The organism is Micromonospora sp. NPDC049048 (genome assembly GCF_043197615.1).
Lineage (GTDB): Bacteria > Actinomycetota > Actinomycetes > Mycobacteriales > Micromonosporaceae > Micromonospora.
The window spans coordinates 355,266-369,779 of the sequence record NZ_JBICTM010000004.1 but is presented as its reverse complement, the minus strand read 5'-3'; the positions used below and the strand labels follow the sequence as shown (position 1 = coordinate 369,779).

12 protein-coding genes are annotated in these 14,514 nt (G+C 71.5%); 7 read left to right on the top strand and 5 right to left on the bottom strand.

What is annotated here, in order from left to right; all coding sequences use genetic code 11:
• Positions 1 to 54: 54 nt before the first annotated feature.
• Positions 55 to 711: a response regulator transcription factor gene (locus ACGFIG_RS16350; RefSeq protein WP_393003531.1), complete on the bottom strand. Its 657-nt coding sequence runs from the start codon at positions 709 to 711 to the stop codon at positions 55 to 57.
• Between the two features lie 312 nt (positions 712 to 1,023).
• On the opposite strand from ACGFIG_RS16350, the gene glgX reads away from it, so the two are divergent.
• Genes glgX through treZ form a run of 3 tightly spaced genes read left to right on the top strand, consistent with a single transcriptional unit; the run spans position 1,024 to position 7,242 of the window.
• The gene (glgX, locus tag ACGFIG_RS16345; RefSeq protein ID WP_393003529.1) at positions 1,024 to 3,141 is read left to right on the top strand and encodes a glycogen debranching protein GlgX; all 2,118 of its coding nucleotides are present in this window, start codon (positions 1,024 to 1,026) and stop codon (positions 3,139 to 3,141) included.
• A 55-nt stretch (positions 3,142 to 3,196) separates the two neighbouring features.
• The gene (treY, locus tag ACGFIG_RS16340) at positions 3,197 to 5,512 is read left to right on the top strand and encodes a malto-oligosyltrehalose synthase (protein WP_393003794.1); all 2,316 of its coding nucleotides are present in this window, start codon (positions 3,197 to 3,199) and stop codon (positions 5,510 to 5,512) included.
• Positions 5,509 to 7,242, top strand: a complete 1,734-nt coding sequence (gene treZ, locus ACGFIG_RS16335; protein WP_393003527.1) for a malto-oligosyltrehalose trehalohydrolase — start codon at positions 5,509 to 5,511, stop codon at positions 7,240 to 7,242. The genes treY and treZ overlap by 4 nt, the downstream gene beginning before the upstream one ends.
• 10 nt (positions 7,243 to 7,252) lie before the next feature.
• Here the strand turns inward: treZ and ACGFIG_RS16330 are convergent, their stop codons facing one another.
• Positions 7,253 to 8,128: an alpha/beta fold hydrolase gene (locus tag ACGFIG_RS16330; RefSeq protein ID WP_393003525.1), complete on the bottom strand. Its 876-nt coding sequence runs from the start codon at positions 8,126 to 8,128 to the stop codon at positions 7,253 to 7,255.
• A gap of 90 nt (positions 8,129 to 8,218) precedes the next feature.
• On the opposite strand from ACGFIG_RS16330, the gene ACGFIG_RS16325 reads away from it, so the two are divergent.
• Both ACGFIG_RS16325 and ACGFIG_RS16320 read left to right on the top strand, forming a co-directional pair.
• Positions 8,219 to 8,773 (top strand): YciI family protein, encoded by a 555-nt coding sequence (locus ACGFIG_RS16325; RefSeq protein WP_393003792.1) that lies wholly within the window; start codon positions 8,219 to 8,221, stop codon positions 8,771 to 8,773.
• 141 nt (positions 8,774 to 8,914) lie between these two features.
• The gene (locus ACGFIG_RS16320) at positions 8,915 to 9,079 is read left to right on the top strand and encodes a DUF4440 domain-containing protein (protein ID WP_393003523.1); all 165 of its coding nucleotides are present in this window, start codon (positions 8,915 to 8,917) and stop codon (positions 9,077 to 9,079) included.
• 183 nt (positions 9,080 to 9,262) lie between these two features.
• Here ACGFIG_RS16320 and ACGFIG_RS16315 read toward each other — a convergent pair whose 3' ends face one another.
• The 3 genes from ACGFIG_RS16315 to ACGFIG_RS16305 form a co-directional block, all read right to left on the bottom strand.
• Entirely contained in the window at positions 9,263 to 10,429 is a 1,167-nt protein-coding gene (locus ACGFIG_RS16315; RefSeq protein ID WP_393003790.1) for an epoxide hydrolase family protein, read from the bottom strand.
• Positions 10,430 to 10,750: 321 nt separating this feature from the next.
• Positions 10,751 to 11,827 carry a helix-turn-helix domain-containing protein gene (locus ACGFIG_RS16310; protein ID WP_393003788.1) on the bottom strand — a complete coding sequence of 359 codons (1,077 nt, stop codon included), beginning with the start codon at positions 11,825 to 11,827 and terminating at the stop codon, positions 10,751 to 10,753.
• Between the two features lie 46 nt (positions 11,828 to 11,873).
• The gene (locus tag ACGFIG_RS16305) at positions 11,874 to 12,035 is read right to left on the bottom strand and encodes a hypothetical protein (RefSeq protein ID WP_393003521.1); all 162 of its coding nucleotides are present in this window, start codon (positions 12,033 to 12,035) and stop codon (positions 11,874 to 11,876) included.
• A gap of 238 nt (positions 12,036 to 12,273) precedes the next feature.
• Here ACGFIG_RS16305 and ACGFIG_RS16300 point away from each other — a divergent pair, with 238 nt between their 5' ends.
• Positions 12,274 to 13,632 (top strand): hypothetical protein, encoded by a 1,359-nt coding sequence (locus ACGFIG_RS16300; protein WP_393003519.1) that lies wholly within the window; start codon positions 12,274 to 12,276, stop codon positions 13,630 to 13,632.
• Between the two features lie 40 nt (positions 13,633 to 13,672).
• Entirely contained in the window at positions 13,673 to 14,158 is a 486-nt protein-coding gene (locus ACGFIG_RS16295; protein ID WP_393003517.1) for an NUDIX domain-containing protein, read from the top strand.
• The last annotated feature ends 356 nt before the right edge of the window (positions 14,159 to 14,514 follow it).

The window sequence follows — 14,514 nt, the reverse complement described above, 5'->3', positions numbered from 1 at the left end:
GATTCCCCATGCGGGGGCCGGGGCATGGATGGCGGTAACGGTAACGCAAGGTCCTCAAGCGGTACGCAGCCGGTAGCCGACGCCGCGTACCGTCTCGACCAGACCGGCGTCGTCGAGCTTGCCCCGCAGGGCCGCGACGTGCACGTCGAGGTTGTGCCGGGTGCCCCAGGTGGTCTGCCAGACGTCCAACTGCAACCGGTCGCGGGGCACCACCGTGCCGGCCTGCCGGGCCAGCGCCACCAGCAGGTCGAACTCCTTGCGGGCCAGGCTGACCTCCCGCTCGCCCACCCACACCTGCCGGGCGTGCACGTCGATGCGCAACCTGCCGGCCCGCAACTCGCTCCTGCTGCGGGCGCTGCGGGTGGTGCGACGCGTCACCGCCTCGATGCGGGCCTGCAACTCCACCATCGAGAACGGCTTGACGACGTAGTCGTCGGCGCCGGCCCGCAGGCCGGCCACCCGGTCGTGCTCCTCGGCGCGGGCGCTCACCGCGATGATCGCGACATCCTCGTCGGCCTGCCGCAGCCGCCGGCAGACCTCCAGACCGTCCCGGTCGGGCAGGTTGAGGTCCAGCAGGACCAGATCGACGGCGTCGGCCTGGATCGCCTCGGCGGCCGTCAGCGCCGACACCACCTCGTGTCCCCGCCGGCGCAGGGCCTTGGCGAGGGCGGACGCCACCCGCAGATCGTCTTCGACCAGGAGTACCCGCACCCACACCTCCCCTGGACCTCGTCCCCGCCGGATGCTGCGAGTCTGGCCGACGATCAACGACTTGACCAGTGCAGACGCAAGATCCTGACCGCTCGTCCGAGCCGATCGTGGTACCGGGAGGGCAGGCAAGGATGACGTCCAGGGCAGGGGACGGCCAGTGCCTACCAGCCGGGTGTATCCCGATGATCGTCCGATCGGGTGGATTGGCGGCGGAGCGCGCGGGGCAATACCCGCACGCGCGCCACCCGGCCCCCGTCGTGTGGTGCGCTCAGGGTGCGGTGCCGCGCTCATGATCTCGCGCGAGGGAGCGACATGCAGGTCTGGCCGGGTGAGCGGTACCCCCTGGGGGCCACCTACGACGGGATGGGCACCAACTTCGCCATCTTCTCCGAGGTGGCCGAACGGGTCGAGCTGTGCCTGTTCGACGAGTGGGACACCGGGGCGGAACGGCGGGTCGAGCTGCGCGAGGTCGACGCGTACGTCTGGCACGCGTACATCCCCGGCATCGAGCCGGGCCAGCGCTACGGCTACCGCGTGCACGGGCCGTACGACCCGGCGAACGGGCTGCGCTGCAACCCGGCCAAGCTGCTGCTCGACCCGTACGCCAAGGCGGTCGACGGCGACGTGCGGTGGGACCCGGCCGTCTACGACTACGAGCACGGCGACCCGGAGCGGATGAACACGACCGACTCGGCGCCGTTCATGCCGAAGTCCGTGGTGGTGAACCCGTACTTCGACTGGGGCAACGACTCCCCGCCCCGCATCCCCTACCACCACTCGGTCATCTACGAGGCACACGTACGCGGCCTGACGATGCGCCACCCCGACATCCCCGAGGAACTGCGCGGCACGTACGCGGGCCTCGCCTCACCGCCGATGATCGAGCACCTGAGGAGGCTCGGGGTGACCGCCGTCGAGCTGATGCCGGTGCACCAGTTCGTGCACGACCACCGGCTGGCCGACCTGGGGCTGCGCAACTACTGGGGCTACAACACCATCGGCTTCTTCGCCCCGCACCACGGCTACTCGGCGCTCGGGCACCTCGGCCAGCAGGTCCAGGAGTTCCGGGGCATGGTCAAGGCGCTGCACGCCGCCGGCATCGAGGTCATCCTCGACGTGGTCTACAACCACACCGCCGAGGGCAACCACCTCGGCCCGACGCTGAGCTTCAAGGGCGTCGACAACCCCAGCTACTACCGCCTGAGCGAGGACGACCGCCGCTACTACGTCGACTACACCGGCACCGGCAACAGCCTCAACGTCCGCAGCCCGCACTCCCTGCAACTGATCATGGACTCGCTGCGCTACTGGGTGACCGAGATGCACGTCGACGGCTTCCGCTTCGACCTCGCCGCCACCCTCGCCCGCGAGTTCTACGAGGTCGACCGCCTCTCCACCTTCTTCGAGGTGGTGCAGCAGGACCCCGTGGTCAGCCAGGTCAAGCTCATCGCCGAGCCGTGGGACGTCGGGCCCGGCGGCTACCAGGTCGGCAACTTCCCGCCGGTGTGGACCGAGTGGAACGGCAAGTACCGCGACACCGTGCGCGACTTCTGGCGCGGCGAGCCGGCCACCCTCGCCGAGTTCGCCTCCCGCATCTCCGGCTCCGCCGACCTCTACCAGGACGACGGGCGCCGCCCGTTCCACAGCATCAACTTCGTCACCTGCCACGACGGGTTCACCCTGCGCGACCTGGTGTCGTACAACGACAAGCACAACGAGGCCAACGGCGAGGACAACCGCGACGGCGAGAGCCACAACCGGTCCTGGAACTGCGGCGTCGAGGGCGACACCGACGACGCGGCCGTACGCGCCCTGCGGGCCCGGCAACAGCGCAACTTCCTGGCCACCCTCATGCTGTCGCAGGGTGTGCCGATGATCGGCCACGGCGACGAGCTGGGCCGCACCCAGCGCGGCAACAACAACGCCTACTGCCAGGACAGCGAGCTGGCCTGGGTCGACTGGGACGACGCCGACCCCGACCTGCTGGAGTTCACCCGCAAGCTGGTCGACTTCCGTCGCCGCCACCAGGTGTTCCGCCGGCGACGCTTCTTCACCGGCCTGCCGGTGCGCTCCCGCCTCGTCGACGAACCCCTGCCCGACCTGGCCTGGTACACCCCCGACGGGCGGGAGATGACCGGCGAGGACTGGGGCAACGACTTCGGCCGTTCGGTGGCGCTCTTCGTCAACGGCGAGGGCATCCGCGAACGCGGCCAGTACGGCCAACGCCACGTGGACGCCTCCTTCCTGCTCTGCTTCAACGCCCACGACGCGCCACTGGACTTCACCGTGCCCGGCCCCGAGTTCGGGCGGCACTGGGAACTGGTGATCAGCACCGCGGAACCGGAACCGGAGAAGCCCACGGTGGTCGAGGCGGGCGGCACCCTGCGCGTACCCGACCGGTGCGTGGTGGTGCTGGAGAGGACGGCCTGACGTGTCGCACACCCCCCGACCCGACGCCGATCCCACGGACGCACCGGCCGCCCGGGTGGGCGCCACCTACCGCGTGCAGGTCCGCCCCGGCTTCGACCTCGACGCCACCGCCGGCCTCGCCGACTACCTGGCCGACCTGGGCGTCACCCACCTCTACAGCGCGCCCCTGCTCACCGCCACCCCCGGCTCCGCGCACGGCTACGACGTCGTCGACCACCGCGCCGTCAACCCGGAGCTGGGCGGCGAGGCGGCCCGGCAACGGCTGCTGCGCGCGCTGCGCACCGCCGGCCTCGGCCTCGTCGTCGACATCGTGCCCAACCACGCCGGGGTGGCCGTACCCGCCGCCAACCCCGCCTGGTGGGACGTGCTGCGCCGGGGCCGCGACTCGGCGTACGCCGGCTGGTTCGACATCGACTGGGACCGGGGCCGGCTGCTGCTGCCGGTGCTCGCCGACACCCCGGACGCGCTCGACGACCTCAAGCTCGCCGACGGGGAACTGCGCTACCACGAGCACCGCTTCCCGATCGCCGACGGCACCGGCGACGGCCGCGACGTCGGCGGAGCCGACCAGGGCAACCCCCGCGAGGTGCACGACCGGCAGCACTACGAGCTGGTCTCCTGGCGGCGCGGCGACGCCGAGCTGACGTACCGCCGGTTCTTCGCCGTCTCCGACCTGGCCGGGCTGCGCGTGGAGGACCCGGAGGTCTTCGCCGCCACCCACGAGCAGGTCCTGCGGTGGGCGGCGGCCGGCGAGGTCGACGGCATCCGCGTCGACCACCCCGACGGGCTGCGCGACCCCGCGGCCTACCTGGCCCGGCTGCGCGCCGCCGCGCCCGACGCGTGGCTGGTGGTGGAGAAGATCCTGGAGTACGGCGAGGAGCTGCCGGACTGGCCGGTGGACGGCACCACCGGCTACGACGCCCTCGCCGCCGTCTGCGGGCTCTTCGTCGACCCCGACGCCGAGGGCGACTTCACGGCCCTCGACACCCACCTCGTCGGCCGGCACACCTCCTGGCAGGACCTCACCCACGACACCAAGCTGGCCGCCGCCACCCGGCTGCTGTCGGCCGAGCTGACCCGCCTCGCCGCGCTCGCGCCCGACGTGGACCGCGACGCCGCCCGGGCGGCGCTGGCCGAGCTGGCCGCCGCCTTCGCCGTCTACCGGGGCTACCCGCCGCACGGCACCCGGCACCTGGCCGCCGCCCGCGCCGAGGCCGGCCGTCGCCGCCCGGACCTGACCGCCACGCTGGACGCCCTCACCCGCCGGCTGCGCGACCCCGACGACGAGCTGGCGGCACGCTTCCCGCAGCTCACCGGCGCGGTGATGGCCAAGGGCGTCGAGGACACCGCCTTCTACCGGTGGAGCCGCTTCGTCGCACTCAACGAGGTCGGCGGCAGCCCCGCCCACTTCGGCGTGCCGCCGGCCGAGTTCCACCGCTTCGCCGCCGCCCGGCAGGTGCGCTGGCCGGCGAGCATGACCACCCTCTCCACCCACGACACCAAGCGCGCCGAGGACGTCCGGGCCCGCCTCGCCGTGCTCAGCGAACTGCCGGGACGCTGGGCCGACCTGATCGCCCGGTGGACGGCCCGCGCGCCGCTGCCCGACCCGGCCTTCGCGCACCTGCTCTGGCAGACCGCCGTCGGTGCCTGGCCGATCGAGCGGGAACGGCTGCACGCGTACGCCGAGAAGGCCGCCCGCGAGGCGTCGGTGTCGACGAGCTGGGCCGACCCCGACCCCGCCTTCGAACGCGCCATGCACACCGTCGTCGACGCCATGTACGACGACCGGCAGCTGCACGCCGAGCTGACCGCCTTCGCCGCCGAGATCGCCCCCGCCGGCTGGTCCAACTCGCTCGGGCAGAAGCTCGTGCAGCTCGCCATGCCCGGCGTCCCCGACACCTACCAGGGCACCGAACTGTGGGACAACTCGCTGGTCGACCCCGACAACCGCCGCCCGGTCGACTTCGCCGTACGCCGGCAGCTGCTGGCCCGCCTCGACGCCGGCCCGCCCCCGCCGGTCGACGCGGACGGCGCCGCGAAGCTGCTCGTGGTGTCGCGCACGCTGCGGCTGCGCCGCGACCGCCCGGAGCTGTTCACCGGCTACCGGCCGGTGCCGGCCCACGGGCGCGCCGGCCGGCACGCGCTCGCCTTCGACCGGGGCGGCGCCGTCGCGGTCGCCACCCGGCTGCCGCTGGGCCTGGCCCGCGCCGGCGGCTGGGACGACACGACTCTGTCACTTCCCGTTCACGAGATGACCGACCTGTTCACGGGCCGGGCCTACAGTGGCGGGCAGACCCCGCTGGCCGACCTGCTGGCCACCTACCCCGTCGCGCTGCTGGCTCCCACCATCGAGTCCGTGGAGGCTTCATGACCGAGTTCACGGTGTGGGCGCCGCAGGCCGCCCGCGTCCGGCTGCGCCTGCCGGGCGACGCCGACCACGAGATGCGCGCCGGCTCGGACGGCTGGTGGCGGGTCGAGGTGCCCGCCGCCGGCCCCGGCACCGACTACGCCTTCCTGCTCGACGACGACGACCGGGCCCTGCCCGACCCCCGCTCGCCCTGGCAGCCGCACGGCGTGCACGGGCCGAGCCGGCGCTACGACCACGCCGCCTTCGTGTGGACCGACCAGGCCTGGACCGGCCGGCAGCTGCCCGGCGCCGTCCTCTACGAGCTGCACGTCGGCACGTTCACCCCCGAGGGCACCTTCGACGCCGCCATCGGCCGCCTCGACCACCTCGTCGACCTGGGCGTCGACATGATCGAGCTGCTGCCCGTCAACGCCTTCAACGGCGAGTACAACTGGGGCTACGACGGGGTCTGCTGGTTCGCCCCGCACCAGCCCTACGGCGGCCCCGACGGCCTGAAACGACTGGTCGACGCCGCCCACGCCAAGGGGCTGGGGGTGATCCTCGACGTCGTCTACAACCATTTCGGGCCCTCCGGGGCCTACGCGCCGATGTTCGCGCCGTACCTCACCGAGCAGAGCAACACCTGGGGCCGCACCGTCAACCTCGACGGCCCGCACTCCGACGGCGTACGCCGCTACATCACCGACAGCATCCTCATGTGGCTGCGCGACTACCACGTCGACGGGCTGCGGCTCGACGCCGTGCACGCCATGCCCGACTCCCGCGCCACCGGATGGCTCGAGGAGGTGGCCATCGAGGTCGAGGCGCTCGCCACCCACCTCGGCCGGCCGCTGTCGCTGATCGCCGAGTCCGACCTCAACGACCCCCGGCTGATCACGCCCCGGGAGGGCGGCGGCTTCGGCCTGCACGCCCAGTGGAACGACGACGCCCACCACGCCCTGCACACCCTGCTCACCGGCGAGCGGCAGGGCTACTACGGCGACTTCGGCTCCCTCGAATGCCTCACCGACGTGCTCACCGGCGGGTTCTTCCACGCCGGCACCTGGTCCAGCTTCCGCAACCGCCAGCACGGCCGGCCCGTCGACCGGCAGCGCACGCCCGGCCACCGGTTCGTCGCGTACCTCCAGAACCACGACCAGATCGGCAACCGGGCCACCGGCGACCGGATCTCCGCCACCCTCTCCCCGGGGCTGCTGCGCGTCGGCGCGACGCTGCTCTTCACCGCCCCGTTCACCCCGATGCTGTTCATGGGGGAGGAGTGGGCGGCCAGCACCCCGTGGCTGTTCTTCACCAGCCACCCCGAACCGGAGCTGGCGACCGCCGTCGCCACCGGCCGCAAGCGGGAGTTCGCCGCCCACGGCTGGCCGGAGGGCGACGTGCCGGACCCGCAGGACCCGCAGACCTTCGTCCGTTCCCGGCTCGACTGGGCCGAGCTGGACAAACCCGAACACCGCGAGATGTACGAGTTCCACAAGCGGCTCATCGCGCTGCGCAAGAGCCGGGCCGACCTGTCCGATCCTCGGCTGGACCGGGTCGACGTCCGCCACGGCGACCAGTTCCTGGTGATGCGCCGGGGCGAGTGCCTGGTGGCGGCGAACCTGGCCGCCAAGCCACAGCGGATCACGCTGCCGGGGGTGGCGCGCCGGGTGCTGCTGGCCACGGGGGAGGGGGTGTCGGTGACCCGCGACCGCATCGAGCTGCCCGCCGAGACGGCGGCGATCGTGGCGCTCTGACCGGCGCTGGTCAGCCCGCGTCGAGCACCTCGCGCAGCTTGGCCGCGAACTCGGCGGGCTTGCCCGCGTAGCCGAACTCGCCGTCGAGGAAACCGCCGTGGTGGCTTGGGAACACCACGGCCTCCTGGCCGAGCAGCGCCGCGGTGGCGACGGCCGTACGCGCCGTGTAGGTGCCCGTGGTCTCCTCGCCGACCGCGATCACGACCCGGGCCGGACCGGCGGTGAGCGCCGCCGCGTCGGGGCGGTAGTCGGTGACCGCCCAGGACGCCTTCGACAGCAGCGGGTCGTCGCGGGAGCCGTCGTCCTCGGTCGGCAGGCCGAACGCCGCCGGGTCGGGCGCGGGCTGGGCGAAGAAGTCGTCGGTGAACTCGCCCTGCCAGGAGGCCAACGCCATGAAGGCGGCCATGCCCGCGCCCATTCCCTTCGCCTCGTACGCCTCGTAGAAGGCGGTCCGGGCCCGCTCGGCGGCCTCGGCGTCGGGGAGCACGGAGTTGATCGGCGGCTCGTGCGCCACCAGCGTGCCGACGTCGCCGGGGTGGGCCGTGACCAGTTCGAGCCCGGTCACCGCACCGCCGCTGCTGCCGAACACGTCGACCGGTCCGGTGCCGAGCGCCTCGATCAGCAGGTGCAGGTCGGCCGCCTGCTGCTGCGGCTTGTGGTCCGACCGGCCGTCGCTGCGGACGCTGCGGCCCAGGCCACGCGGGTCGTAGGTGACGACCGTCCGGTCGGTGAAGTGGGCGGCGAGCGCGCCGAAGCCCTCCGCCGTCATCGGCTGACCGATCATGAGCAGCGTCCGGTGCCCGCCGGGGGCCGACACGGGCTCGCGTACGTCGTAGACCAGGTCGACGCCGGGCACGGCGAGGGTGTGGGTTTCCATCGTCGTCATGCCGGCGAGCGTACGACCGACGGGTGACAGATCCGGTGCTACGCGCGGGAAACGGCCCCACCCGCCCCGGGTTTCGGCACCGGCGTCAGGATCTGCGGTACGAAGTTCTTCTGCTATCACCGCGACCGGCGCGACTCCCTGGCTCTGCGCAAGGAGCTGCGCGAGGAGCACTGGTCCTACATGGACCGGTACGCGGAGCGGATGATCGCCCGTGGGCCGACGTTCGCCGCTGACGGGGAGACGCCGACCGGCAGCGTGCACATCGTCGACCTGCCCGGTCCCGCCGCCGCCCGGGCGTTCGCCCTCGACGAGCCCAACTACCAGGCCGGCGCGTACCGGGACGTGCTGCTGCGCCGGTGGCACAACACGCTGGGGCGCACCATGTGGGACTTCCCGGGCGGCCGGACGGGTGGTGACCGGTACCTCGTGCTCGGCCTCGGGGCGGGGGAGGCCGCCGACCTGGACGCGAGCGCGGACCGGGACGAGCTGATCGCGTACGGGCCGCTGCTGTCGGACGACGGTGTCAGGTGGCTGGGCACGGCGGCGCTGGTCCGGGCGGAGGACCCGGATGAGGCGCGTGCCGTGCTGACCCCGGACCGGTACGCCGAGATCGAGGTCCACGCGTGGGCGTTCGGCGGACCGTGACTTCATTGGCCCTCTCGGTTGGGCCGACCAGGGTCGTGCCGAGGTTCGGTTGTGCCGCGAACGCCCTACCGGGCTGACGTCGCCGTTCTGCCGCGAGCAAACCCGCTTGTCCTGTTGCGGCGCGCTGCGGAGGATCGGTGGATGGATCTCCTCACCGCGGAACGGCAACTCCAAGCCGCCCAGCGCGCCGCTGACGTCGAGTCCCTCGACGCGCTACTGCACCTGCAGGCCGTGGGTGCCGGACCGGACGGCACGGTCTTTAGCGATCGAATTACTCTGATCGCAATCTGGTGGAATGGCAGGTAGTTGACACTGACTCGTTGGCGACCGAAAAGGCTCACAGTCGACGGCGACAAAGCGAATCCGGCTCGAATAACAGCCTCGCCATGCGACGCAAATCCCACCGCCGCCAATTGAGCCCTTCTCAGTTCACGCGTCGGCCAGGCGGTGTCGCTTCCACATTTCCGACTGCGTACCGGGAAAGGGCGTTCACGCTCCGCCGCGCAGTGGCCGGAAAAAGTCCCGCAGGTCGTTGGCGAGCATGTCGGGCTCCTCCAGGGGCAGGAAATGGCCTCCGCGCGCGGGACCGCGCCACTGGCGCAGATCGCGATAGACGCGCTCGGCGTACTCGCGGGGGTAGTTGTGGTCCTCCCGCGTGAGCCGGACTCCTGCCGGCACGTCGACATCGGTCAGAGGTGGAGTCCGAGAGTCGTCGTAATAGGGCCTGAAGGACGAGCCGATCGTCCCGGTGACCCAGTAGAGGGTCACCATGGTGAGCAGCAGGTCCTTGCTGAACCGTGCTTCCGTGTCTCCGTCGCAGTCGCTCCAGGCCCGGTACTTCTCCACGATCCAGGCGGCCAGGCCGGCTGGGGAGTCGAGCAGAGCCGCGGCGAGGGTGTCCGGCCGGGTGCTCTGGATGGCGGCGTAACCGTCATCGCCACCGTCGTGCTCGTTCGATCGCGTCTCCAGGTATGCCTGCTCGGCGGCGGACAGCGGCTGGGTCTCGTCGAGAACGGGGTGCAGGCTCGGATGGTGGGTGTGGATCCCGACCACCCGCTGCCGGTGTCTGGCACCGAGAAAACCGGTGACATGAGAGCCGATGTCGCCGCCGTACGCGCCGAATGTGTCGTAGCCCAGGACGTCAGTCATCAGCCGGGCCCACAGGTCAGCGACGACCGGAGGGGTCACCGGGCCGTGACGCGGCAGCTCCGAGAACACGAAGCCGGGCAGGGACGGAACGACGACATCGAAGGCGTCGCCCGGGTCGCCGCCGTAGGCAGCCGGATTGGTCAGCCGGGCCGCCAGCGGCAACATCTCCACGAAGCTGCTCGGCCAGCCATGGGTCAGCACCAGCGGCAGCGGGGCGGAGGAACCGGTGGAGGTTGCCGCACGCATGTGCACGAAGTGCACACGTCGGTCGTCCAGGATGGCGGTGTAGTGCGGCACCGCGTTGAGTTCGCGTTCCCGGGCACGCCAGTCGAAGTCGCTGCGCCAGTGCGTCACCAGCTCACGCAGGTAGTCCGGGTCCGTGCCGGCACGCCATCCGGCCGCGGTGGGCTGGGGGAAACGGGTACGCGCCAGCCGTTCGGCCAAGTCCGTCAACACGTCGTCGGGCACGTCGATGGTGAATGGCACAGCTTGCGGCAAGGACGACATGGGAAGCGCCTCCGTGACCTGGAACGGATGGGATACGCGTCCCCAGGTCAGCTCGCCGTGTCGGCTCGCCCGATGGCTTCGAGGGAAGCACCTCCGGACACTACCGGGCAGGAACCCGGCAGCCAACCGGGTGAACGGTCGCCGTTGCCCAGCTGCGCCAACGCCAGGAGTGCGCCCACCACCTGTTGGGAAGCGCTCACTACTTGCATCCCGCCGCCCGGCAGCGCTCCAGGACCTCGCCGTAGGCGTTCCGCCTCTGCTCCAATGCCTCGGCTCGATCGACGATGGCCACATCCGGCCAGGAACGGCTGGCCGGCGCGATCAGCGGGTCAGGCCGACCAGCGTCGCCAGGCGCGCGACGTCGGCCGGCGCCGGGTGACCCCGGGCGACCTCCGCGATGACCGTACGCGCCAGCGGCCGGCACCGGACCTCGGCGGGCGCGACGGCGTCCGCCTCGACCAGCGCACGTCCCGCCCCCGACAGGTCACCGACCTGGAGGTACGCCCGCGCCACGTCCACCAGGTAGGCGGCCCGGTGCTCGGCCGGCAGCCGCCGCCACGCCTCCCGGCGTACCGTCTGCTCGTGCCGGCGCAGCGCCTGCCCGGCGTCCCCCCGCTCGATGGCCGCCACCACCCGGGCCGCCTCCACGGCACCCGGCCCGAAGCCGGTCCGGTGCGGGTCGTCAGCGGCGACCCGCGCCGCCAGGTCGACAGCCCGCCCGATCAGCTCCTCGCTGCGGGTGTCGCCGCAACCGGCCGCAGCCAGCCCGGCCTGGAGCAGCAACGCGCCGTGCACCGGCTCCGACGCGGACCCGACCCGGCGGGCGGCGGCCAGCGTCGCCACCAACGCCAGCCGGTCGCGGCCCAGCGCCCGCAGCGCCTGACCGACCGACACGGCCGCCGCCCCCGCCAGCACCGCGTCGCCGCCCGCCACCCCCGCCGCCCGGTCGGCGGCCAGCCACCCCAGGTCGGCCTCGCCGAGCTTCACCAGCACCGACGACGTGATCCGGTACGCCTGCACCAGCAACCCCGGCGCCTGCGCCCGCACACCCTGCGCGGCGGGCAGCAGCCTCGGCAGCAGGCGCACCACCTGGGCGTAGTGCGCATGCTGGTAGGTCAGCCAGGCGTGCGCGACGTGCCGGCCCGTCTCCGCCACCGACGCGGTCCCACAATGATCGTCGTAACGGGCGAGAGCGGCCCGCACACCGTCCACGCCGTCCGGTTGGCCGGTCGACGGCGGCGGGCGGCGCTCGCCGAGCAGCACCAGCGGATCGACGCGCAGCACCCGGGCGATCTCCTGGATCACCGGGTACCGGTCGAGCGGACGTACGCCCCGCTCGGTCTTGTCCACCCAGCTCTTCGACCTGCCGAGCCGGTCGGCGAACATCTGCTGCGTCATCCGCCGCCGCGCCCGCCAGCGCGCCACGCGCCGACCGATGGGCTCGTCAGCGCTGGTCACGCCGCCACCGCCGGTCCGGCACCGCCCGGGTGGTTTCCTCCACCGGTACGCGCTCCGCCTCGGCCTGATCCAGGAGGCGTCGCTTGGCCGCCTCCCGCTCCGTCGCCTCCACCTGCTCGCCCCGACTCGCCGACTCGTCGCCCTGCATCCCTATCTCCCCTCGATCGAGGAGCGCGGCGACAGGTGGAAGCACCCTGTCGCCGCGCTCGCAGGTTCCTGAGGCCAGCGAAGTCGACTGTTGGGCGCCGGACCAGATGGCGAGCGATGCGTCTGGTTGCGTCACCCTCGGTGCGGTGTTGCGCCGGGTTGCGCGGGGCCCCACGGTGCCGCAGTAGCCACATAGGCTCGTCACTGCTGGTAGTCGCTCGATACCTGGAGGCTCATTCATGGCGCGGCCGGTCACGAATACGGCGTTCGAGGCTCTGCTTCGCGCCGCCGGCTATGGCAACGCCCACGCCGCCTTCGCGCGTCAGCTCAACCACGCGGGTCGCATCCACGGCGCCTGGCGCTACGACGCTGCCAGCGTGTACTGGTGGCTCCGAGGGCGTCGCCCGGCCGAGCACGTCCAAGACGCCATGGCCAAGACGTTCGCCCGAAAGCTCGGCCGTTCCGTTACCGCAGCAGAACTCGGCTTCACGGCCAGAAATGTCACCACGAACGCCAGCTACCCTCGTTCTCCCAATCACGCTGTCGAGACCGCCGAGCAACTCTGGGCGATGCTTGCCGAGCAACTCTCCCCGCAAGCAACCGGGGCGTTCCAGAACGACGTAGCCCTGCATGCTGCGCTCGCCTGGCGGTACGACCTCCCGGACGAGACGGTGGCGAACAGCGGCCGGCAGCCGGTCACGACTGCTGACATCGATTCCCTGTATGCCCTCGCCGACCACTTCACGGAGCTCGATCGACGCCACGGGGGCGGTTCGCCGCGCACCCGGGCGATCATGATCGATCTACTGACGCGCCAGGTCTCCCCCATGCTGCGTGGCAACTACACGGACGCCACTGGGCGCAATCTCATGCGCGCAGTCGCAACGCTCTCCGGCCAGCTCGCCTTCATGTCCTACGACGCAGGCAACCACCCCGCCGCCCAAAGGCTTCTGACGGTCGCCCTACGGCTCGCCAAGGCTGCCGACGACCGCCTGTACGGCGCCCATCTGCTCGCCAACCTCGCCACGCAGGCCGTGTACCTCGGGCACGCTCAAGATGCTGCACGACTCGCCGAGGCCGCTATCGACGGAGCAGGCCGCGCTCCCGCCGCAGTCCGTGCCCGGTTGTACACGACCGCCGCCAGCGCATACGGCGGCTCGGGCGAACGGCGTGCCTGTCAAAGCGCCCTGGCAAAGGCCGAGCGTGCGTTGGACAGGATGGATGCGGGCAACTGCCCTCGGTGGGCTTCCTACTTCAGCGCGGCTCACTTCGCTGGCGCGGCGCTACGGTGTCTGAGCGACCTGCGCCTGTGTCGACAGGCCCTGCGACACGCGCCCAGCGCCGTCATGCTCGCCGATCAGAACGCCCGAACACGTGCCCTACACACCGCGCTCATTGCCACGATCCATGCTCGTGCCGGGGACATCGACGCCGCCTGCGACCGGGGGCGCGAGCTGGCGGGGTACGCGCCGGGCATCCACTCCGCCCGCGTGGCCCACCGCGTCCACGAACTCATCACCGCGCTCACCCCCCACAGGGCAATACCCCAGGTCAACGGCCTCCTTGTGCATCTTCCGGCTGGCAGAACGCACAACTGACGGCGAGACAACACGGAGACACGGCGGCTAGCGTCGCAAGGTGACCTGGACGGATCCCGCCACCTGGTATGCCAACCTGCCCGCCTTCCATGCTGCCGCAGGAGCGCTTATCACAGACCCGGTAGGAAAAGTTCTACTCGTGAAACCCACGTACCGCGATCACTGGGCCTTCCCAGGCGGGTACGTGGAAAAGGACGAGTATCCGCATGAAGCCTGCACCCGCGAGGTCCGCGAGGAACTGGGGCTGGCTGTCGATGCGGGTGATCTTCTCGTCGTGGACTGGGCGCCTGCCGCAGGCCAGCGGCCCCGCGCTCTGATCCACTTCACCTTCGACTGCGGAACACTCGACGGCCTTGAGGGCATCGACCTGCCTGGGCAGGAACTGGAAGATGTCGCCTTCTTTCCGCTTCCAGAGGTTGAGCAACGGCTTCCAGTCAATGTTGCACCCCGAGCCGACGCGGCGATACGAGCCCGAACCCAACATGTTCCGGTGTATCTCGCCGGAGGCGCCGTCCCTCGACGTTGAAGCGCGATAACTGCTTGTGGAACTCGCACATCCCACGGTGCTCTGGTCGTTCAGGTCAGCCGGGTACGAGGGGTCCACAGATCTTGCGGCTGCGGCTCCTTCGAGGTCATGGCGGTCGTCCGCCGAACACCCCGGCGTGGACCTCGATCTCGGCGTACCGGTCAAAGGCCGGCACGGCACGCGCCTCGCGATCATCGCAGCGGTGTAGCGGTCCATGTAGGACCGGTGCTCGGCGGCTACAGGTGCAACGACGGCAGTAGGCGTCCATGTGTCCGTACCGCGCCGGTACTAGCGGAAGGCCAACTCGTCGGTTGACGCGCCCACCGCGGAACGTTGCGAAAGTATTCCGGACAAAC